The sequence below is a fragment of the Bacillus sp. JJ1532 genome, from assembly GCF_036965085.1.
GTDB lineage: Bacteria > Bacillota > Bacilli > Bacillales > Cytobacillaceae > Cytobacillus.
The window spans coordinates 1-20,942 of sequence record NZ_JBALOW010000005.1; the positions used below are offsets into that span (position 1 = coordinate 1).

General features: G+C 38.2%; 15 protein-coding genes. 14 read left to right on the forward strand and 1 reads right to left on the reverse strand.

Going from position 1 to position 20,942, the window contains the following annotated elements; translation table 11 throughout:
- The first annotated feature begins 206 nt into the window (after positions 1-206).
- The 13 genes from V7122_RS03010 to V7122_RS03070 all read left to right on the forward strand — a co-directional run bounded on the left by V7122_RS03010 (position 207) and on the right by V7122_RS03070 (position 16,798).
- Entirely contained in the window at positions 207-1,037 is an 831-nt protein-coding gene (locus V7122_RS03010) for a basic amino acid ABC transporter substrate-binding protein (protein ID WP_335354814.1), read from the forward strand.
- A 71-nt stretch (positions 1,038-1,108) separates the two neighbouring features.
- Positions 1,109-1,765 (forward strand): amino acid ABC transporter permease, encoded by a 657-nt coding sequence (locus V7122_RS03015; protein WP_335347543.1) that lies wholly within the window; start codon positions 1,109-1,111, stop codon positions 1,763-1,765.
- Positions 1,762-2,484 (forward strand): amino acid ABC transporter ATP-binding protein, encoded by a 723-nt coding sequence (locus tag V7122_RS03020; RefSeq protein ID WP_335347544.1) that lies wholly within the window; start codon positions 1,762-1,764, stop codon positions 2,482-2,484. The genes V7122_RS03015 and V7122_RS03020 overlap by 4 nt, the downstream gene beginning before the upstream one ends.
- 681 nt (positions 2,485-3,165) lie before the next feature.
- A complete protein-coding gene (locus V7122_RS03025) occupies positions 3,166-4,329 on the forward strand; it encodes an ABC transporter substrate-binding protein (RefSeq protein WP_335354813.1) in 1,164 nt (387 codons plus the stop codon).
- A gap of 81 nt (positions 4,330-4,410) precedes the next feature.
- Positions 4,411-5,292: a branched-chain amino acid ABC transporter permease gene (locus V7122_RS03030; protein ID WP_335347859.1), complete on the forward strand. Its 882-nt coding sequence runs from the start codon at positions 4,411-4,413 to the stop codon at positions 5,290-5,292.
- A gap of 12 nt (positions 5,293-5,304) precedes the next feature.
- Positions 5,305-6,243 carry a branched-chain amino acid ABC transporter permease gene (locus V7122_RS03035; protein ID WP_335353740.1) on the forward strand — a complete coding sequence of 313 codons (939 nt, stop codon included), beginning with the start codon at positions 5,305-5,307 and terminating at the stop codon, positions 6,241-6,243.
- The gene (locus V7122_RS03040; protein WP_335353741.1) at positions 6,230-6,997 is read left to right on the forward strand and encodes an ABC transporter ATP-binding protein; all 768 of its coding nucleotides are present in this window, start codon (positions 6,230-6,232) and stop codon (positions 6,995-6,997) included. The genes V7122_RS03035 and V7122_RS03040 overlap by 14 nt, the downstream gene beginning before the upstream one ends.
- Entirely contained in the window at positions 6,998-7,702 is a 705-nt protein-coding gene (locus V7122_RS03045; protein ID WP_335353742.1) for an ABC transporter ATP-binding protein, read from the forward strand. It begins immediately after the preceding gene.
- A 467-nt stretch (positions 7,703-8,169) separates the two neighbouring features.
- Positions 8,170-9,891 carry a urocanate hydratase gene (gene hutU, locus V7122_RS03050; RefSeq protein WP_335353743.1) on the forward strand — a complete coding sequence of 574 codons (1,722 nt, stop codon included), beginning with the start codon at positions 8,170-8,172 and terminating at the stop codon, positions 9,889-9,891.
- 111 nt (positions 9,892-10,002) lie between these two features.
- Positions 10,003-11,250 carry an imidazolonepropionase gene (hutI, locus tag V7122_RS03055; protein ID WP_335353744.1) on the forward strand — a complete coding sequence of 416 codons (1,248 nt, stop codon included), beginning with the start codon at positions 10,003-10,005 and terminating at the stop codon, positions 11,248-11,250.
- A 225-nt stretch (positions 11,251-11,475) separates the two neighbouring features.
- Positions 11,476-12,642 carry a M20/M25/M40 family metallo-hydrolase gene (locus V7122_RS03060; protein ID WP_335346275.1) on the forward strand — a complete coding sequence of 389 codons (1,167 nt, stop codon included), beginning with the start codon at positions 11,476-11,478 and terminating at the stop codon, positions 12,640-12,642.
- A 293-nt stretch (positions 12,643-12,935) separates the two neighbouring features.
- On the forward strand, positions 12,936-14,456 hold the full coding sequence (gene hutH, locus V7122_RS03065; protein ID WP_335353745.1) for a histidine ammonia-lyase: 1,521 nt from the start codon (positions 12,936-12,938) through the stop codon (positions 14,454-14,456).
- Between the two features lie 152 nt (positions 14,457-14,608).
- Positions 14,609-16,798, forward strand: coding sequence for a DNA topoisomerase III (locus tag V7122_RS03070; RefSeq protein WP_335353746.1), 2,190 nt, complete (start codon positions 14,609-14,611; stop codon positions 16,796-16,798).
- Between the two features lie 182 nt (positions 16,799-16,980).
- Here the strand turns inward: V7122_RS03070 and V7122_RS03075 are convergent, their stop codons facing one another.
- A complete protein-coding gene (locus V7122_RS03075) occupies positions 16,981-18,957 on the reverse strand; it encodes a LysM peptidoglycan-binding domain-containing protein (RefSeq protein WP_335353747.1) in 1,977 nt (658 codons plus the stop codon).
- Positions 18,958-19,393: 436 nt separating this feature from the next.
- On the opposite strand from V7122_RS03075, the gene hutH (V7122_RS03080) reads away from it, so the two are divergent.
- Positions 19,394-20,887 (forward strand): histidine ammonia-lyase, encoded by a 1,494-nt coding sequence (gene hutH / locus V7122_RS03080; RefSeq protein ID WP_335525793.1) that lies wholly within the window; start codon positions 19,394-19,396, stop codon positions 20,885-20,887.
- Positions 20,888-20,942 lie beyond the last annotated feature (55 nt).

The window sequence follows — 20,942 nt, forward strand, 5'->3', positions numbered from 1 at the left end:
ATTTAGTATAGTCTAGTTTTTAGAAGTCCTTTAGTATTAGAAATATATAGAATTAGTGATTTTGGCACAATCCTTGCAAAAGATTATTTGATTAGAAAAAAATATGGAGAGGGGGTTGAGATTTTTCCAAAACCTGAAAGGAAATTGCTTCCAAGACATTACGTGAATAAAATGTACTGCTTTTTAAAATTAAAGGGGGCATTAAAATGAAAAGGTTTACACTATTAGCTATTGTAATGGTTTTCTCTCTTATTCTATCAGCTTGCGGTACGAGCCAAAAGACTTCAGAGGGCAGCGGTGATAGTGCAGCTTCAGGTGAAGGTAAGAAAAAACTTAAAATCGCAACAGAGGCAAACTATGCGCCATTTGTATTTTTAGATAAAGGTGAAATGAAAGGCTTTGACGTTGACTTTATGAATGCCGTTGCTAAGGAAGCAGGCTACGAATTTGAAATGGTTAATGTTGGCTGGGATCCTCTATTTGTCGAGGTAAAAGACAAGCTTTCGGATATGGGGATTTGTGCGATTACAATTAATGATGTGCGATCAGAAACATATGATTTTTCAGTACCATACTATTTATCAACGAATGAGATTCTAGTTCCAGAGGGCAGTGATATTAAGAGTGCGGCTGACTTAAAGAATGACAAGGTAGTGGCAGTTCTTGGAGGAACGACTGGGGAAGCGGCAGTTGAGAAAATACTAGGCTTAAACAATAAAAACATTAAAAAGTTTGATAATAATAATTTAGCGATTTTGGAATTAACGAGTGGCGGTGCAGATGCAGTTGTTGCCGATAATGCAGTAGTTCAGGCTTATGCCCAAAATAATCCAAACGATAAGCTAAATGTTATTAGCGATAAAGAAGGCTTTGAAAATGAATTTTACGGCCTCATGTTTCCAAAAGGCAGTGAATTAAAAGCAGACTTTGATGTGGCTGTTACTGAAGTCTTGAAAAATGGAACTTATTCTGAGATTTATAAGAAATGGTTCGGAGTTGAACCAGATGTAGAGACCATTTTAGCTCAGCAAAAATAAATAATTAAATCAGAATTGCGTAACGCAGAAAGGAAAGTTACGCAATTTTGATTTACATAGGGGGAAGGGCAATGGATTTCAGGATTGACATCTTAGTAGAATATATTCCTTTCTTTGTAAAGGGGACATTATTAACGATTGGTTTGTCAATTGTAGGTATTATATTTGGAACCATTCTTGGTTTATTTATCGGCTTAGGGAAAATGGTGAAAAATAAGCCGCTTGCATTTATTTTTAATTGTTACATAATATTTTTCCGCGGAACTCCTTTATTTGTTCAAATATTATTAATTCATTTCGGGATCGTACCATTATTTATTGGGCATACGAATGGGATTGTGGCTAGTATTATTGCACTCTCCTTAATTGCAGGTGCCTATATTGCAGAAATTTTTCGTGCTGGTATTCAGTCCATTGATAGAGGACAAATGGAAGCAGCTCGTTCTCTAGGCATGTCCCATGTTCAAGCAATGAAACATGTCATATTGCCTCAAGCCTTCAAACGAATGATCCCTCCTCTTGGGAATGAGTTCATTGTCCTTATTAAAGAGTCCTCCCTCGCAGCAATCGTGGCGACACCTGAACTTATGTACTATGGACGAGCATTAGCAAGTCAAACTTTCCGTGTGTGGGAGCCTTATCTTACAGCTGCGCTCATTTACCTTGTGTTAACAACAACATTAGGCTTCTTATTGAATAAACTTGAAAGAAGGTTGACAACAGAATGATTCAAGTGAAGAACTTAAAAAAAACATTCGGACAAAATGAAGTTTTAAAAGATATTAGTGCTTCTATACAACCACAGGAAGTTGTCGTTGTGATTGGTCCATCAGGATCAGGAAAATCTACATTCTTAAGATGTATTAATTTGCTTGAATCGATAACAGGCGGTCATATTACGATTGAGGGAGTTGATATAACCGATAAAAAAACAGATATTAATAAAGTAAGAACCGAAGTCGGAATGGTTTTTCAGCAATTTAATTTATTTCCGCATAAAACGGTCATTCAAAATATCATGCTTGCTCCAATGCAAGTGAGAAAAATTTCTGCAGAGGAAGCTAAGAAAACAGGTCTTGAGCTCCTGAAAAAAGTCGGACTTGAGGAAAAAGCAGATGTCTATCCAGATTCATTATCAGGCGGGCAAAAGCAGCGGGTTGCGATTGCAAGAGCTTTAGCGATGAAGCCAAAAATCATGCTTTTCGATGAGCCGACCTCAGCACTAGATCCGGAAATGGTTGGAGAAGTGCTTGAAGTAATGAAACAATTGGCTAAAGAAGGAATGACAATGGTCGTTGTAACGCATGAAATGGGATTTGCCCGAGAAGTGGGAGATCGTGTTTTATTTATGGATGGGGGTGTCATTGTAGAAGAAAATGCCCCGAAAGAAATTTTTGAAAACCCTCAGCATGAAAGAACTAAAGCTTTTTTAAGCAAAGTGTTATAAGAATAAAAACATCGGCCGAGCAGGTTGGTGTTTTTATTTGCAAAAATGGATGATATATCTGCTCCATGCAAAATCCATCTGCACAGAATAGATGGAATCGTTTTCAAGACATTTAACGCTTCTTCGATTAATTTTCAGAAAATATTGCAAAATCCATCTGCGCATTATAAGTGTTTCCGATTAAATGAATTATCCAAAAATACACTAATTAATATTAAAAAAGCAAAATTCATCTGCACTATTTATGTATTACTTTGTAGAAATTGTGGACTATTTCGTATGCACAAGATCAGATTATCCATTTTAATTTGAGATTTTGGATAAATAGTTTCTTTGGCACACTTCTTGCAAAAATATTAATTGATTCGAAAAAATGATGAGAGGGGATTAGTTTCATTTCTAAACAGATTCTCGTAAGAATGATCAATTGAAAAATCGTAGATTGAAAGAGTTGTTATTAAAGTAAGCGCTATCTTGTAGAACCTTCCCTCTAATTGCTTTTTTGAATAAAGATTTAGAAGTTACCTAGGTAAAATTCTACTACTAAACTAGAGTTTACATCGTAGGAAACGTCAGAATAATAGTTTATGCCACTAAAAGGAAGTAAAATTTTTTACAACATGAGAAACTCCAAGTCCTATTTACTGATAACTCAATAAAAATTATCTGGGGTGAGATTGCATGAAAAAAATGCTCTATCTATTATTATTAGTTTTTTCTTTAATATTATCAGCTTGTAGTTCAGAAAATACAGATGGAAAGGAAGGCTCTACCGATTCAAAAAAGAATACCCAAGATGTTATAAAAATTGGTTGGTTTGGACCATTAACAGGACCAACATCAACTGACGGGCAAATAAGTTTAAATGCTTCACAACTAGCTGTAGATCAAATTAATGAAAATGGTGGAATTAATGGACAAAAGGTAGAAATAATTTCTGTTGACGACCAAGGTAAGCCGCAAGAAGCCGCAAAAGGTGTTCAAAAGTTAATAAATAGTGATAAGGTAGCTGCCGTTATTAGCGGGGCTTATTCAGGTCCAACTTTAGCAGCGGCGTCTCTGGCACAAAAAGAAGGCGTACCAATGATTGTTTCATATGCGAAACATCCGGAAGCTACAAAGGGCGGGGACTACGTTTCTAGAATGATCTATACCTCCAATGTACAAGCAAAAGCTCTTGCTGATTATGCAGTTAATGAAGAAAAATTAAAAACCTTTGGTATTGTGTATATGAATATTGATTATGGAACCGAAAGCCAGGTCGCTTTAGAGAAAGAAATAAGTGAACTAGGCGGAAAAGTTTTAGTAAGTAAACAATTTAATATGGGTGATACTGATTTTAATTCAGCGTTATCTGCTATAAAGGAACAAAAACCTGATGCTTTATTTGTTGTAGCCTACTACAATGAGGGATCTTCCATCGTAAGCCAAGCAAAACAAATGGGCCTAGAATCTAGAATAATCGGCATTGATGGGTTGGATGCACCAAAATTTCTCGAATTAGCTGGTGATCATGCTGAAGGAACTGTCATTACTACCTCATTCTATACGGCAGATGAGAGAGAAGTTGTTCAAAACTTTGTTAAAGCCTATAAGGAAAAATTCAATACCGATTTAAGTATTACAGCTTCCCAAAGCTATGATGCGGTATTAACGATAAAGGATGCAATTGAACGTTCAAGTACTGATAGAGAGGAAATTGCTAAAGCAATTAATTCAACTAAAGATTTAGAAGGCACCTCCGGAAATATTACAATTGATGAAAATCATGAAGTCGTTAAGCCAATTGTATTCATGAAAGTTGAAAATGGAGAATTTAAATACCTACATTCAAAAACATATTAATTTTATAAGTGGAGATAAAAGGGATTCAATTTATTATTGTATCCCTTGTTTTCCTTTATAACGGTAAAGGGGTGGGATGACTTGATAGTTGAACAGTTAATTAATGGGATAGCATTAGGTTTTGTATATGTATTAATAGCGCTTGGGCTAACAATGGTATACGGAGTTTTAAAAGTTTTGCACTTTGCCCACGGTGTTATATATATGGTCGGAGCCTTCTCGGCTATGGTAGGAATTTTATATCTAAATCTTTCTTTTATTACCGCTTTGATATTTGCCTTAGTAATTTCCGGACTGGTTGGTGTAGGGATTGAAAAGTATGCTTATAGACCTCTTAAAGATGTCCATCCAATTACGGTTCTAATAAGTGGTGTAGGAATAGCTATATTACTTCAAAATTTGTTTCAAATTATTTTTACATCTGATTCTCATGCCTTTCCAAAAACAAATATTGCCGTACATAGTATTGATATTTTTGGGATTGCGTCATTAACGAATATTAAACTTTATATGATCATAATCGGACTTATTGTTTTAGCTTTGCTTTACCTCTTCTTGAATTTCACCAAAATAGGAATAGCTATTAAAGCAGTTTCTCAGGATCGAAAGGCAGCTGCATTAATGGGTATAAATGTTAATAGAATTGTCATGGTTACCTTTCTACTTGGTTCTATGTTAGCGGCTTTAGCTGGCATAATAACAGCGTTAAATTATAATTCACTATCGCCAGCTATGGGGGATATTCCCGGATTAAAAGCTTTCTGTGTTGTTGTACTAGGTGGTTTAGGTTCAATTCCTGGAACAGTCTTAGGTGGATTAATATTGGGAATAGCAGAGGCATTAAGTACAGGATATTTAGAAGGGATGCCTATTGATACGAATGCCATCGCTTTTATATTGCTGGTTGCTATTTTACTAATAAAACCTTCAGGAATATTCGGAAAGAATATAGAAAAAGTGTAGGTGATATCATTGTTGGATTTCATTAACCCATATTACGTAGATATTTTAATATTTTTAGTGATTAATATTCTTTTAGGCCTAGGATTGAATTTAACAACTGGGTTTGCAGGACAAGTTTCTTTGGGACACGCAGCATTCTATGGAATTGGCGCATACACATCAGCTATATTATCTGCTAATTATGGTGTGAATGTTTGGATATCCATGCTAATTGCTGTTGTAGTAACCTTCTTATTAGGTGCACTTTTAGGACTGCCAAGTTTGCGTTTAAGGGATGATTTTCTCGCAATTACAACATTGGGCTTGGGACTTGTTGCACACTCATTCTTTAATAATTCCAAAATTACAGGAGGGGCATATGGAATAAATTCTATACCCGCCCCTAACTTTTTTGGTATAGAGGTGGAGAATGTAGGATATCTCGTTTTGGTTGTAATTGCATTAATCGCAGCCATCTATATCATGAGGAAAATAACACGGTCTAGAATTGGGAGAGCTTGGGTGACTATAAGAGAAGATGAAACTGTAGCTCAATCGATGGGAATCAATACCATGTATTATAAAGTATTAGCCTTTGCAATCGGAGCAGCCTTTGCAGGAGTTGCAGGAGCCTTATTTGCTCATAAAATTTACTTTGTAAATGCTGACTCTTTTACGTTTACAACATCAGCAACTATCCTAAGTATGATAGTAATTGGTGGATTGGGTAGTATAAGGGGAACTTTATTAGGTGTGACACTTTTATACACAATACCGGAACTATTTCATATTTTTGATGTAGGAAACATTTTGAACTTAAATTATTTAGATAATTATAAAATGATTCTTTATGGATTACTTATGGTTTTAGTTATGAGATATAGTCCTAAAGGTTTGATAGACATAAAAAATATTAAAATTAGAAATTTAAAACCAGCTGTGAAAAGTGGTGATCAGAATGTTGGAAGTTAAAAATGTATCAAAGTTTTTTGGTGGAATAACAGCTATAAATAATGTAAGTCTGAAGGTACAAAAAGATGAAATTTTTGGTTTGATTGGACCAAATGGTGCAGGTAAAACAACATTGTTTAATATGTTAACAGGAATTTATACTCCTAATAATGGTGAAATAGTATTTGAAGATACTATGATTCAAAAGTTAAAACCATTTCAAATAGCAAGATTAGGAGTTTCAAGGACATTCCAGAATATAAGGTTATTAGGTAATGAGACTGTTGCAGAAAATGTAAAGATAGGAATGTTTCGAAAGACAAAGTCGGGTTTAGTTTCTGCTATATTGAATAGCAAATTTCAACGGACAGAAGAGACATTTGTTGAAGAAAAAGTTAAACAAACATTGATGGAGGTTGGTTTAGAAAAGTATATGGATTTAAATGCAGGTAATTTATCTTATGGAAATCAGCGTAAGGTAGAGATAGCCCGTGCACTTGTATCTGATCCAAAGCTTATTTTATTAGATGAACCATGTGCAGGTATGAATGATACTGAGGTAGAAGAAATTAATTTATTGGTAAAAAGAATACGTGACAATGGGACAACAGTGATTATTATCGAACATAACGTCCCGATGCTAGTAGGATTGTGTGATAATATGGCTGTATTAAATCACGGTGAGAAAATTGCTGATGGTTCTCCTGAACAAGTTACTTCCGATAGTGCTGTAGTAAAAGCCTACATAGGAAGTGAAGAAGAGGAAGTGATTTAATTGCTAACAATAAAAAATCTAAATGTCTTTTATAACCAAATTCATGCAGTAAAAGATCTCAATTTGGAGTTAAATAAAGGAGAAATAGTAACATTAATGGGATCTAATGGTGCTGGAAAGTCTTCAAGTTTAAATGCGATTTCTGGATTAATAAAATCCTCAGGTTCAATACTTTTTAATGGTGATGAAATAAATAAATTAAGTCCGGATCAAATTGTAAAAAAAGGAATAGTAATGGTTCCAGAGGGTCGAAGGATTTTCCCGAAATTAACTGTTTTGGAAAACCTGCTATTAGGGGCATATACAAGAAACGTTACAAATAATGTAAAAGCAAATGAATTAGAAGAGATATTTGAATTGTTTCCTAGACTTGAAGAGAGAAAAAGACAATTAGGTGGTACTATGAGTGGCGGGGAACAGCAAATGTTAGCAATAGGCAGAGCATTAATGGGTAAACCAAAAGTTTTAATGCTCGATGAACCGTCAATGGGGTTAGCGCCAATCGTTGTAAAAGATATTTATGAAACGATTAAGAAAATTAAAGGTCAAGGTCTAACAATTTTATTAGTTGAACAAAATGCAAAAAAAGCATTATCTGTTGCTGATAGGGCATATATTATAGAAAATGGACAAATTAAATATCATGATAAGGCACGAAATTTATTAGAACAGGATGTTATTCAAAAGGCCTATCTCGGTGGCTAAATATTGTTCTTTTACTTATAAACTCAAAGAAAGTGCCTGAAGGTGTGTCGGCACTTTTCAAATCACCAATGTTTGTTACATGCATTACATTATTCGAGCAAGATTGAAAGAAATCACTAATTATCTGTATTATGCACTCATCCTGACGGGCGTGGGTGCATTTTTCTTTTATAATCTGCATGCAAATTATATCTGCATCCTCTGATTGAAATTGCTTTTAGATATTTAGGAGTTTCATATCGAATTTTTCGCAAAATAGTGCAAAATACATCTGCGATTTATTCAAGGAAACGCATTTGAAATTGAAAAGAAATGAAAGAATTATAGATTTGTAAACCAGAAAAATAGGAAAAAACAAAAATAAATACGTTAAATCAGAAAAATTCAGCTAGTTTTACTAACTTGGCACAATACTTGCAAAATAATTAAATAAGAATTTAATTAATTTAGTATTGGAGGAATTATTCATGTCACAACCAGAAATCTTATATTCCGTTAAAGCTCAAAGAGGACCAGAGCTTCGCTGTAAAGGGTGGAGACAAGAGTCCATTCTAAGAATGCTAGAAAATAATATGGAAAATGCGGAAAAACCAGAAGAGCTAGTCATCTATGGCGGAATCGGGAAAGCCGCCCGTAACTGGGAATCTTACCATGCGATTGTAAAGTCTTTAAAAGAGCTTGAAGATGATGAAACACTAGTTGTTCAATCTGGTATGCCAGTTGCGGTATTCAAAACTCATAAATATGCGCCTACAGTTGTTATGGCGACAACTAACATTATGAAAGCTGATTGGCCTACTTTCTATGATCTACAGGATAAAAACTTAACGATGTATGCGAACTACACAGCAGCTCCATGGGAGTATATCGGTACACAAGGTGTTATCCAAGGTACTTTCGAAACTTTATCGGCAATCGCACGCCTTCATTACAATGATTCACTTGTTGGAAAAATCCTTTTAACAGCTGGGGCTGGCGGAATGGGCGGAAACCAAACGAGAGCGATGACGATGCATGGTGGAGTAGCGATTCTATGTGACTCAAACGTAGAAATCATTAAGCGCCGTATTGAAAAGAAATTTATTGATGTTTTAGCCGATTCATTGGATGATGCGATTGCAATGGCTAAGCAAGCGGCTGCTGAAGGTAAGCCACTTGGTATCGCGGTAGTTGGAAACGCCGCAGATATTTTCGAAGAGGTTCTTGAAAAAGGGTGGCTGCCAGACATCTCAACTTCTATGACACCAGGCCACGATCCAATTTCTTATTTACCAGCTGGCTACACAGTAGAAGAAGCAGAAAAGCTTCGTGATACAGATCGTACCCTTTACTTAGAAAAAGCTCGCGAAACGATGATCCGTGAATTGAAAGCGCTAATCAAATTTATGGACTTAGGCGTTCACTCCTTTGAATACGGTACAAGTCACCGTAAAGAATGTGTCGATGCCGGTTTTGATCCGAAGGAAGCGAAACGTCTTCCAGGTTTCGTAGCGGAATACATTCGTCCATTGTTCTGCGAAGGCCGCGGACCTTTCCGTTGGGTATGCTTATCTGGAGACCCAGAAGATTTAAGAAAAATTGATGAAATGATTTTAGAAAAATTTGCAGATGACTACCTAGTAACTCGCTGGATCAAGCTTGCGATGAAGCATATTCCAATTGAAGCACTTCCAGCTCGTATTTGTTATATGGGCTTTGGTCAGAGAAAAGCATTTGCATTGGAAGTAAACGATATGATCCGCCGCGGCGAGCTTTCTGGTCCGGTTGCATTCTCTCGTGACAACTTGGACTCAGGTTCTATCGTGAACCCAACATTTGAATCTGAAAACATGAAGGATGGCTCTGACCTAATTTCTGACTGGCCGGTATTGAACGGTCTGTTGAATGCAGTGGGTATGTGTGACTTAATCGCTCTTCAAGCGAACTACTCAATGGGTGAAGCCGTTCACACTGGTGTAACAATGATCGCAGATGGAACAGATGAGTCTGATATGAGACTTGAAGTAGCGATGACAGTTGACTCTGGAATTGGGGTTGTCCGCCATGCACAGGCTGGCTATGAAATCGCACAAGATGTTGCGAACGGAAAAGGAAAACTTACAAAGGAAAGCATCAAAATCCCACTATGGTGGTCTCCAAAAGCAACATTTGGACCGAAGGATTTAGAAAAAGAAGATGTAAAGGCTTAATCATTTTTTCAAATTATTAGGTGGCTCATAGGATTATTCCCTTTTGAGCCCCCATTCTTTTTAGAAGAGTCAAAATTACAGCTGGTTTGACTAAAAGGAGGTTTTTGCGAAGTGTCTGAAACGAAGGTCAAGTTAAAAGTGGACATTGTGATCAGCAATGCATCTGAAGTCATTACATGTATCGGTGAGGGTATGGAGGAAATTGGTATCCTGACTGATGCATGGATTGCGATTAAGGACGAAAAAATTGTTGGAGTTGGAACAGAGGCAGAGGTAAAAAGTAATTTTGATTTGGGAGAGTCCTCTAATATTGATGCAACAGGTAAGGTGGTCGCTCCAGGCTTTGTTGACTCGCATACTCATTTAGTTTTCTATGGAACGCGGGTGGAAGAATATGCTGCTAAACTAACTGGAAAACCCGAAAAACTCCAGCAGCTAAGCATTACAACAGGTCCGAGCAGAACAGTAGAACTTACACGAAATGAACCAGAAGAGACATTATTCCAGCAATCGAAAAAACGTGTGATGACAATGCTTGAGCATGGCATTACAACTATTGAAAGCAAAAGCGGCTACGGACTGACAACAGATAGTGAGATAAAAATTTTAGAGGTAGGCAGAAGGCTGGATCAAGAAACTCCGCTCGATGTGTTAAATACATTTTTAGGTGCACATGGATTTCCAGAAAATCTGACGAAAAGTGAGTATTTGGATGTCATCATCAATGAAATGATCCCTAAAGTCGGAGAACAGGGACTCGCGGAATTCTGTGATGTTTGGTGTGATGAAGGCTATTTTACGGCCGAAGAATCTGAATTAATCCTTAAAGCAGGACTAAAATATGGAATGAAGCCAAAAATTCATGCGGATGCATATTCTTATATCGGCGGTTCTGATTTAGCAGCGGAAATGAAAATGGTTTCGATTGACCATTTAAATTATACACCAGTTGAAGTCATGGAAAAGCTAGCTGAAGCTAAAGTAACGGGAGTGCTAATGCCAGCTTTGGATTTTGCTGTTAACCATAAACAGCCATTCGATGCACGCCAAATGCTAGACAAAGGAATGGAAATTGCACTTGCGACAGACCTTTGCCCGGCTTGTTATACAGAGTCCATGCAGTTTGTAATAAATCTTGCATGCCGATTATATAAATTCTCTGTTGAAGAGGCGATTAAAGCTGCTACATATGGCGGAGCGAGGGCACTTGATTTAGATGATCGTGGCGTGATTCAGGAAGGAAAACTAGCAGACCTGCAAATTTGGGATGTCCCAACCTATAAGCATATTGCTTACGAGCTTGGAACAAATATCGTTGAAACGGTCATTAAAAAAGGAAAAGTCGTCGTTAGCCGCTAGTTAATAGATATTTGAAAATCCATAGGAAAAATGTCGCACTTTTCATAAACCATCAGTCTTTAAAGGACATACAATCGATGGAATCACCGAACCATGTCCTTTAATCATGATTTAAAGGACATAAAACCTACGAGATCTTCAAACTATGTCCTTTAATCACGAGATCAAAAAGTAAGTCTATTAAAATATGGTGACGCGTGCAGAGCAAATGGGAGGGTTTCAATTATGACAACAAAACATACATCCAGTGCAGCCGAATATGTAAATGGGGAAAGATTGCAGGAGCTATTTCTAGAATTAGCAAAAATTAATGGTCCTAGCACAAAGGAACAGCTTGTTGCAGATTATTTGATTAGGGCATTGCCAGAACTAGGCTTTACGTTAGAGTTCGATGAGGCACACAAAAATTTTGATGGCGAGGTTGGCAACCTTGTCGCCTGGCACGAAGGTACAGATCCATCTATTCCGCCATTATTCTTCTCCACGCATATGGATACAGTTTTGCCAACAGAAGGGCTTAAGCCGGTAATAAAAGATGGAGTAATCCATTCTGATGGAACAACTATTTTAGGAGCTGACGATCGTGCAGCTCTTGCAGCCTATTTGGAGGCAATGAGAGCCATTATTGAAGGCGGTATTCCACATGGGCCAATCGAATTTATTTTAACTGTTAATGAGCAGCCAGGATTAGTTGGTGCCAGTTATATGGATTACTCGAAAGCAAAGAGTAAAACAGGCTATATTTTCGACAGCAGCGGGGATGTAGGTCAAATTATTCTAAAAGGACCTTATAGCTCCCGGATCTGGATGGAAGTAGAAGGAAATGCTGCACATATTGCCCTCAATGCTGAAGAGGGAAATAGTGCGTTTCTTATAGCTGCTGAAGGTTTAACTAACATGAAGTTAGGCACGATTGATGATGAGACACTGGCGAATATAGGAATAATTAAAGGTGGAGAACTGACTTCCATCATTCCCGGAAGTGTAACGGTTGCCGGGGAAGTTCGCAGCTTTTCAAAGGAAAAGCTGGATCAGCAGCTAGATCATATGGCTGAAGCAATGAAACGAGCAGCAGAGGAAAAAGGCGGAAAAGTAAATGTGAAAATTGAAAAGAAATACAGTGGATTTGATATCCCTGAAAACGATATTCTCGTAAGAAATGCAGAAGAAGCTGCAAGAAATATTCATGTAAAGCCATATTTAACAGAAACACTCGGCGGGGCAGACACAAATGTTCTGAATGAAAATGGACTAACATGCTTAACGCTTGGTTTAGGCTTCCAAAATATTCATTCTTTCAGAGAATGCATCAGCATTGAAAACTTAGTTAATACTGGCAGACTAACAGCAGCTTTAATTGAACAATGGTATAAAAATCATATAGAAAAATAGGTTAAGAGCCTTAGGGATCTATGATAGATACTTACATTTGTGGCAGTCGTTGTGGCATTAATCATGTAATTACAATTTGGCTAGGTTTTTCTTAATGCGTTAGCTGAGTTTATTTTCATGTTTGCGGGCAGAATTATGACGCTAGGCGAAGGGGAGCAGATTGTCCACACATGTGTACCAATGTTCATTCATTACAATACCTAATTTTTATATTTGGTGTCTTGTTCGTAATAGTTTTATAATACTTTATAGAGTCTGAATTTTTAGTATTTAAATTGAGGAGTGGACAACTTATGAGCAACAGTGGAATTGCAGGATTAGATGTAGTAGAACTTGATGGAGTCACATTAGATCGACATAAGGTAGAAAAGATTGTTAGAGGTTCTGCAAAAGTATCAATCCCAGAGGAAAACCGCCTAAAGGTCCGCGCCAGCCGGAACCGCATTGAAAAGCAGCTTAATGACGGAAAAATTCTTTACGGTGTGAACACAGGATTTGGGAAGCTAAGTGATATTGAAATTGAGAAAGATGATATAGAGAAATTACAATTAAATTTATTAAGAGCAGATGCTGTAGGTGTTGGTGAACCTCTTCCTACTCCTGTTGTAAGAGCCATGATGACATTGCGTGCCAATGCTTTACTGCGCGGATTTTCTGGAATTAGAGAAGAAACTGTTCAGCTGCTTGTGGATATGATCAATGAAGGTGTGCATCCCATCGTGCCAAGCAAAGGCTCAGTTGGAGCTAGCGGTGATTTAGCGCCACTTTCTCATATCGCAATCGTATTAGTAGGTGAAGGGAAGGCAGAATACAAGGGTGAGATTCTTCCTGGGGGAGAGGCTTTAGAACGAGCAGGATTGAAGGCGGTTTCCCTTCAAGCGAAGGAAGGCCTCGCATTAATCAATGGAACACAATGTATGTCCGGGGTTGGAGTTGTTGCTCTTAACGAGGCAGAGAGACTCGGTTTGGCAGCAGATATGGCAGCGTGCTTAACGATGGAAGCCCTCCATGGTGTCATTTCTGCTTTTGATAGTGAACTACTCGCTGTACGTCCACATCCTGAGCTTGAGTTCGTTGCTTCACGGATGAGAAAGTGGCTAGAAGGCAGTGAACGGATTACACGTCAAGGAGAAATCCGCATTCAAGATGCTTACTCTATCCGCTGCATCCCGCAAGTACATGGTGCTTCATGGCAAGCCTTTAATTATGTGGATGAGCGCTTAAGAGTTGAAATGAATTCCACAACGGACAATCCGATTGTGTTAGAAAGCGGAGAAGTCATTTCAGGTGGTCATTTCCACGGTCAGCCAATTGCACTTTCAATGGACTTCCTAAAGGTTGCCGCAGCAGAGTGGGCAAATATTTCAGAACGCAGAACGGAAAGACTAGTAAATCCGCAATTGAGCGGTTTATCTCCTTTCCTAGCACCAGATCCAGGTTTAGAATGTGGCTTGATGGTGGCTCAATATGCAGCAGCAGCCTTAGTATCTGAAAATAAAGTACTAGCTCACCCAGCAAGTGTTGACTCCATTCCAACATCTGCAAACCAAGAGGACCATGTGAGCATGGGTACAATTGGTTCACGTCAAGCAAGGGAAATCATTCATAATTCTGCTAGAGTCATAGCAATTGAAATGATTTGTGCTTCCCAAGCCATTTATTTAGAAAAAGCAGAAAGCCAGCTAGCTCCTGCTACTAGAGAATATTTAGAAAAAGTAAGGGCCATTTGCCCGCCGTTAGAAAGCGACCGTGCTATTTCGGATCAAATGGAAGAATTGGCTCAGTTTATTTTGAGAGCAGATGTATTGAAGTAATGAATATGGAGAAGTTGTCGATTAATCGACAACTTCTTTTTCATTGTTTTGGAGGATGTGCAAGCCAATACGGTACTTATACAATGAATTATTCAGAAAAACTGTCTGTATGTTATATTTAACATACGGAATTTGAAAGGATGTTTTTTAAAATGGCAAAATGTGTTGTAATTGCAGAAAAACCTTCTGTTGCACGTGATATTGCACGTGTGCTGAAGTGTAATAAAAAAGGAAATGGATTTCTGGAAGGCGATAAATATATCGTTACATGGGCATTGGGACACCTAGTCACACTTGCTGATCCAGAAGCCTATGATGTGAAATATAAAACATGGAATTTAGAAGATCTGCCTATGCTTCCTGAGCGGATGAAATTGACAGTTATTAAGCAGACTGGAAAGCAATTTCAAGCTGTAAAAAGCCAGCTGACTAGAAAGGATGTCAATGAAATCATCATTGCTACAGACGCTGGAAGAGAGGGAGAATTAGTCGCGCGCTGGATAATCGATAAAGTAAAGGATAATAAACCGATTAAACGGCTATGGATTTCATCTGTTACAGATAAAGCGATAAAAGACGGTTTTGCTAATTTGAAGCCGGGTAAGGCTTATGAGAATTTATATGCATCTGCTGTCGCACGTTCAGAAGCTGACTGGTATATCGGTCTTAATGCAACGCGCGCCTTAACAACTAGATTCAATGCCCAGCTAAACTGCGGCCGTGTTCAAACACCTACTGTTGCCATCATTGCAGCTCGTGAGGATGAAATTAAAGATTTCAAAGCACAAACCTATTACGGCATCGAAGCCCAAACGACAGACCAATTAAAACTGACTTGGCAAGATGCAAAAGGGAATAGCCGCAGCTTTGATAAAGAGAAAATGGATGGGATTGTAGGGAAATTAGGCAAACAAAATGCAATAGTAACAGAAATTGAAAAAAAGCCGAAGAAATCATTCTCACCAGGTCTATATGACTTAACGGAATTACAGCGTGATGCGAATAAAATTTTTGGCTACTCTGCAAAGGAAACATTAAACATTATGCAAAAGCTGTATGAGCAGCATAAGGTTTTAACGTATCCTAGAACGGATTCACGTTTTATCTCTTCGGATATTGTCGGGACGCTTCCAGAACGATTAAAGGCTTGTGGAGCAGGAGAATATCGATCATTAGCTCATAAGATTTTAAGCAAACCGATTAAAACTTCGAAAGCATTTGTGGATGACAGCAAGGTATCTGATCACCATGCCATCATTCCAACAGAAAGCTATGTAAACTTCTCAGCCTTCAATGATAAAGAACGGAAAATTTATGACTTAGTTGTAAAGCGGTTTTTGGCGGTCCTTTTTCCGGCATTTGAATACGAACAACTTACGCTTCGTGCGAAAATCGGCGAGGAAAACTTTGTAGCCAGAGGAAAAACAATTTTATCAGCAGGCTGGAAAGAAGTATACGAAAACCGCTACGATGATGAAGAAGCTGTAGATGATTTAAAAGAACAAATTTTACCCCGCATCGAAAAAGGCGATACATTAAACGTAAAACTAATCGCACAAACGTCTGGTCAAACAAAACCACCTGCGCGCTTTAATGAGGCGACATTACTTTCGGCAATGGAAAATCCAGCGAAGTATATGGATACGCAGAATAAGAAATTGGCAGATACATTAAAATCAACAGGCGGATTAGGAACAGTTGCAACACGGGCTGACATTATTGATAAGTTATTTAACTCATTCCTGATTGAAAAGCGTGATAAGGACATTCATCTTACTTCAAAGGGCCGTCAACTGCTGGATCTAGTTCCTGATGAACTGAAATCCCCTGCTTTGACAGCAGAATGGGAGCAAAAACTTGAGCAAATTGCCCATGGCAAGCTGAAAAAAGATGTATTTATCAGCGAAATGAAAAACTACACAAAAGAAATCGTTACTGAAATTAAAGCTAGCAATAAAAAATACAAGCACGACAACATTTCCACAAAATCCTGTCCAGACTGTGGAAAACCGATGCTTGAAGTAAACGGCAAAAAAGGCAAAATGCTCGTATGCCAAGACCGAGAATGTGGACATCGTAAAAATGTTTCACGTGTTACGAACGCCCGCTGCCCGCAATGCCACAAAAAACTTGAGCTGCGCGGCGAAGGTGATGGTCAAATCTTCGTATGTAAATGTGGATATCGAGAAAAATTATCTGCTTTCGAGGCACGCCGCAAAAAAGAATCAAAAGGCAAAGTGGATAAACGTACTGTCCAAAAGTATTTGAAAAACCAGCAAAAAGATGAAGAACCATTGAATAATGCACTGGCGGAAGCATTAAAAGGGTTAAAATTTGATTAATCTTGTTTTGAAATAAGGTTATATTGCTGCAAATTTTTAAAAAGAATGATTCAATTGAATATAGAAAGAGCGTGTTTCGATTTTTTCAAAACACGCTCTTTCTTTTTTATTCGTTGTTTATAGTAAAAAAAATGATTAAACACTATGCCAAAGGCACTGTCATCCCTTTGTTAAGCGGATCTCTATCTTATTATAAGCTTTTGCCCGATTTCAAGGTATTTTGCTGGGTCAAGCTGGTTAGCTTTAACGATTGTATCCACAGATGTACTATATTTTTGAGCTATTTTCCACAGAGTATCCCCAGACTGTACAGTATGAATAACGGGCTCAATAACTGGAGATTTTACTGGAATTTCCAAAGATTGACCGATAAATAAATGCTTTGCAGGATCGAGCTTGTTTGCTGCAACAATCGCATCAATTGTAGTTCCAAACTTTTGGGAAATCTTCCATAAAGTATCCCCTGATTGTACCTTGTAAGTAGTTGATGGCTGTGGAGAAGGACTAGCCACTGGAATAACTAGTTTCTGTCCGATTGAAAGATAATGATTCGGGTCAAGCTTATTGGCTACAACGATTGATTGAGCAGTAACATTGTATTTCTGAGTAATTTTCCAGAGCGTATCACCGGATTGTACGATATGAATCGTCTGCTCAGACGGCGGAACCGGTTCTGGCGTCACGTTTGGAACCTTTAATGTCTGCCCCACGGATAAATACTTATTCGGATCTAATTGGTTTAATTTGATGATTTCTGCAACGGTTGTTTTGTGTTTCTCAGCAACTTTCCATAATGTATCGCCTGACTGTACTATATAGTCCGTCGTATTTTGCTGGGAAGGTGACTCGGAAACAAATTCAACATCGTTCACATTGATTCTTCCAGATACACCTTCTTTTACTAGTACCTCATATTGATTATTTACAATGGTTTCAGAAAGAAGCGGGAAGATGTCGCCTTTTTGCGCTATATAGCCTTGTCCCATTGGATCAATAGACATATTTGCTTTTTCGCTGATGACACGAACATTTTTTTGCGGTTGCAAAATTTTAAACTCATAGCCGCCTTCAACTCTCAAAATTGAATTAGGGAAGGAAATATAACCTAAATTTGCACCTTCAATGACTAGCAATTTAATGGTAAAATTCCCGTTCGGAACTTTCCCGCCCATCATGTCAGTTCCATCCCAGTTAAAAGTATGCACACCTGGTTGTAGAGCCTGTTCGGTCATTACATTTTTCACATGTGCACCTGCGGCATTTGCAATATAGACGGAAACTTTTGCAGGTTCAGTAAGAGTAAATTGGCCTTCTGCTAAATCATTTACGCCGTCGCCATCAGGTGTGATTACGGAATTTTTAAATGAGGCCTGAGTAACTAATTCCTTCAATCTCCATTGAGGAATATCATAATCGCCGTCTTTAATAGTAATGATTCCAGTTTTTTCAGAACGCTGTTTCGTTTCAGGATTATTGTAGGCTGTTTCGATAGTCTTAAAAACAACATTATATTCACCATCAGCTACAATTCTGCCGGACTTATCTGTGCCGTTCCAAATGAAAGTTTGACTGCTAGGTGTTAGCTTCATTTTATTGCCTGCAAAAATTTCGTCTCCATTCTTCTGAATGCTGAGCTGAACTTCTGCTGGGCGGTTAAGATTATATTGAATTTGTACTGCTTCAGAAGATTTCCCGTATTTAGGTGAAAAATCACTTGGACTGATAGAAACTTGATCAAACAGCGGTTTCGGATTAGGTTCTGATACAACGATTAATTTTCCAAGCGGGTATCCGACCATTTGGTTTAAATCTCTATCCGACAAGTTCGCTTTAATCTGGTATTCTCCTGCCGGCAGTGGTTCCTTCTTCAGATCGTCCCATGGAACCCAGTCGATCTTGTGAGTTGTTTTGTACTCAAATGAAGAGAGATTAATTGTTGCTTGGCGACCATTCCCTTCTACCCTTAGGTATCCGCGTGTTGGCTCATTCGTTTTCAAGTCAACTGTTACATAACCAGGAACACTTCTGCCTTGAAATGCAACTGTATTTGACGAGAGATTAAAAGAAACCACTTCTGCTTGTGCAGAGGCAAACTGTGGCATTGTTGCAGCAGCAATGATGAAAAGTATGGAAAAAATTCTGAATATTGTTTTTGTCACTCTCGTTGCTCCTTCTTTCTTTAAAATATATTACAACGTTTATATTAATCTGCTTTTTAAAACCTCATCAATGTAATAATATTTCCATATCAGGGAATCCAGTTAGAGGGATAATAAATCTGTCACCGTATTCCTTTACTACACTAACAATCTAACAATTTAATTTGTTAAAATTTGTAAATTATTCGTTGACATACCCCTCTTGCTGAACATACAATTAGTTATATTCGCAAAATTTTTGAAATGGGAATGATCATGATGATGCGTAATAGGAAATTATTTTTTACATTCGATAAAAAGGCTGTATTTCAAACGCTTGTTTGAAGTACAGCCTTTTCTTTATCTCACTAATGTACTGAGGAGGAGAAAAATGGTTGTTTTATCTGATAAGACTTTAACATTAAAGGAAGTTAACAACGAACCGAGGAGGAAGGACATGGTAATTTTAACAGGAAACACTTTAACTTTAGAGGAAGCAAGAAGGGTTATATTTGAAAAGGAAAAGGTAGAGCCATCGAAAGAAAGTATGGTTGCCGTCAAGGAAAGTCATGATGCTGTGAAGCGGATTGTGGAGGAAGAAAAAGTGATTTATGGAATCACTACAGGATTTGGAAAGTTTAGTGATGTGCTTATTGATCAGAAGGATGTAAAGGATCTGCAGCTTAATCTGATTCGTTCACATGCCTGTGGAGTTGGAGAGCCATTTCCTGAGTCTGTCTCACGTGCCATGCTCCTATTTAGAGCAAATGCATTGTTAAAAGGCTTTTCAGGAGCAAGACCCGTTGTTATTGAAAGATTGCTCGAGCTTGTGAACAGAGAAATCCACCCGGTTATTCCACAGCAAGGATCCTTAGGGGCAAGCGGGGACTTAGCGCCGCTTTCTCATTTAGCTTTAGTGCTCGTTGGAGAAGGAGAGGTTTTTTACAAAGGGGAAAGAAGACCTGCACTGGAGGTTCTGATGGAAGAAGGCTTGGAGCCGTTAACATTGGAAGCGAAGGAAGGCTTGGCTCTCATTAATGGAACACAGGCAATGACTGCCATGGGCGTTGTTGCATATTTAGAAGCGGAAAGGCTTGCCTACCAAAGTGAATTAATTGCAGCTGTTACGATGGAAGGATTAAATGGGATTATTGATGCCTTCGATGAAAAAATTCATTTAGCTAGAGGATACAAACAGCAGGTAGAGACAGCTAGGAGAATGAGAGAATATTTATCAGGCAGCGGGCTTATCACGAAGCAAGGGGAAATTCGTGTTCAGGATGCTTATTCCATTCGTTGCATTCCACAGGTTCACGGGGCCTCATGGCAAGCATTAGACTATGTGAAAGAGAAGCTTGAGATTGAAATGAATGCAGCAACAGATAATCCGCTTATTTTTGACCAAGGGGAAAATATCTTTTCAGGTGGTAATTTCCATGGTCAGCCGATCGCCCTTGCCATGGATTTTATGAAAATTGCAGTCGCGGAGCTTGCTAATATTTCTGAACGCCGGATTGAAAGGTTAGTAAATCCGCAGCTGAATGACCTGCCACCGTTTTTAAGCCCGGAACCAGGACTCCAATCAGGTGCGATGATTCTTCAATACTGTGCGGCTGCTTTAGTTTCTGAAAATAAAACCTTAGCTCATCCTGCTAGTGTTGATTCGATTCCATCTTCTGCGAACCAAGAAGATCACGTCAGCATGGGAACGATTGCTGCGCGACATGCGTATCAAATTATTCAAAACGTGAACAATGTACTAGCGATTGAGTTGATTTGTGCGCTCCAGGCAGCGGAATTCAAGGGATATGAAAAAATGGGAGAGAAAACCAAGTCGTTTTATTTAGAAGCGAGAAAAATTGTTCCGTCTATTACAAAGGATCGAATCTTCGCAAAGGATACGGCTGCTTGTGCTGCATGGCTTAAGGAATTTGATTTAAACTGTCTGTAGGATTTAAATTGTGGAGGGTTGCTGACTGGAAAAGTAGGTTTAGTGGACAGGTTTT

Bases quoted from the DNA above. Each gene is read 5' to 3' on its own strand.
- V7122_RS03010 (WP_335354814.1), top strand. From the start codon at position 207: ATGAAAAGGTTTACACTATTAGCTATTGTAATGGTTTTCTCTCTTATT.
- V7122_RS03025 (WP_335354813.1), top strand. From the start codon at position 3,166: ATGAAAAAAATGCTCTATCTATTATTATTAGTTTTTTCTTTAATATTA.
- V7122_RS03015 (WP_335347543.1), top strand. From the start codon at position 1,109: ATGGATTTCAGGATTGACATCTTAGTAGAATATATTCCTTTCTTTGTA.
- hutU (WP_335353743.1), top strand. From the start codon at position 8,170: ATGTCACAACCAGAAATCTTATATTCCGTTAAAGCTCAAAGAGGACCA.
- hutH (WP_335525793.1), top strand. From the start codon at position 19,394: ATGGTAATTTTAACAGGAAACACTTTAACTTTAGAGGAAGCAAGAAGG.
- V7122_RS03040 (WP_335353741.1), top strand. From the start codon at position 6,230: ATGTTGGAAGTTAAAAATGTATCAAAGTTTTTTGGTGGAATAACAGCT.
- V7122_RS03020 (WP_335347544.1), top strand. From the start codon at position 1,762: ATGATTCAAGTGAAGAACTTAAAAAAAACATTCGGACAAAATGAAGTT.
- V7122_RS03060 (WP_335346275.1), top strand. From the start codon at position 11,476: ATGACAACAAAACATACATCCAGTGCAGCCGAATATGTAAATGGGGAA.
- V7122_RS03070 (WP_335353746.1), top strand. From the start codon at position 14,609: ATGGCAAAATGTGTTGTAATTGCAGAAAAACCTTCTGTTGCACGTGAT.
- hutH (WP_335353745.1), top strand. From the start codon at position 12,936: ATGAGCAACAGTGGAATTGCAGGATTAGATGTAGTAGAACTTGATGGA.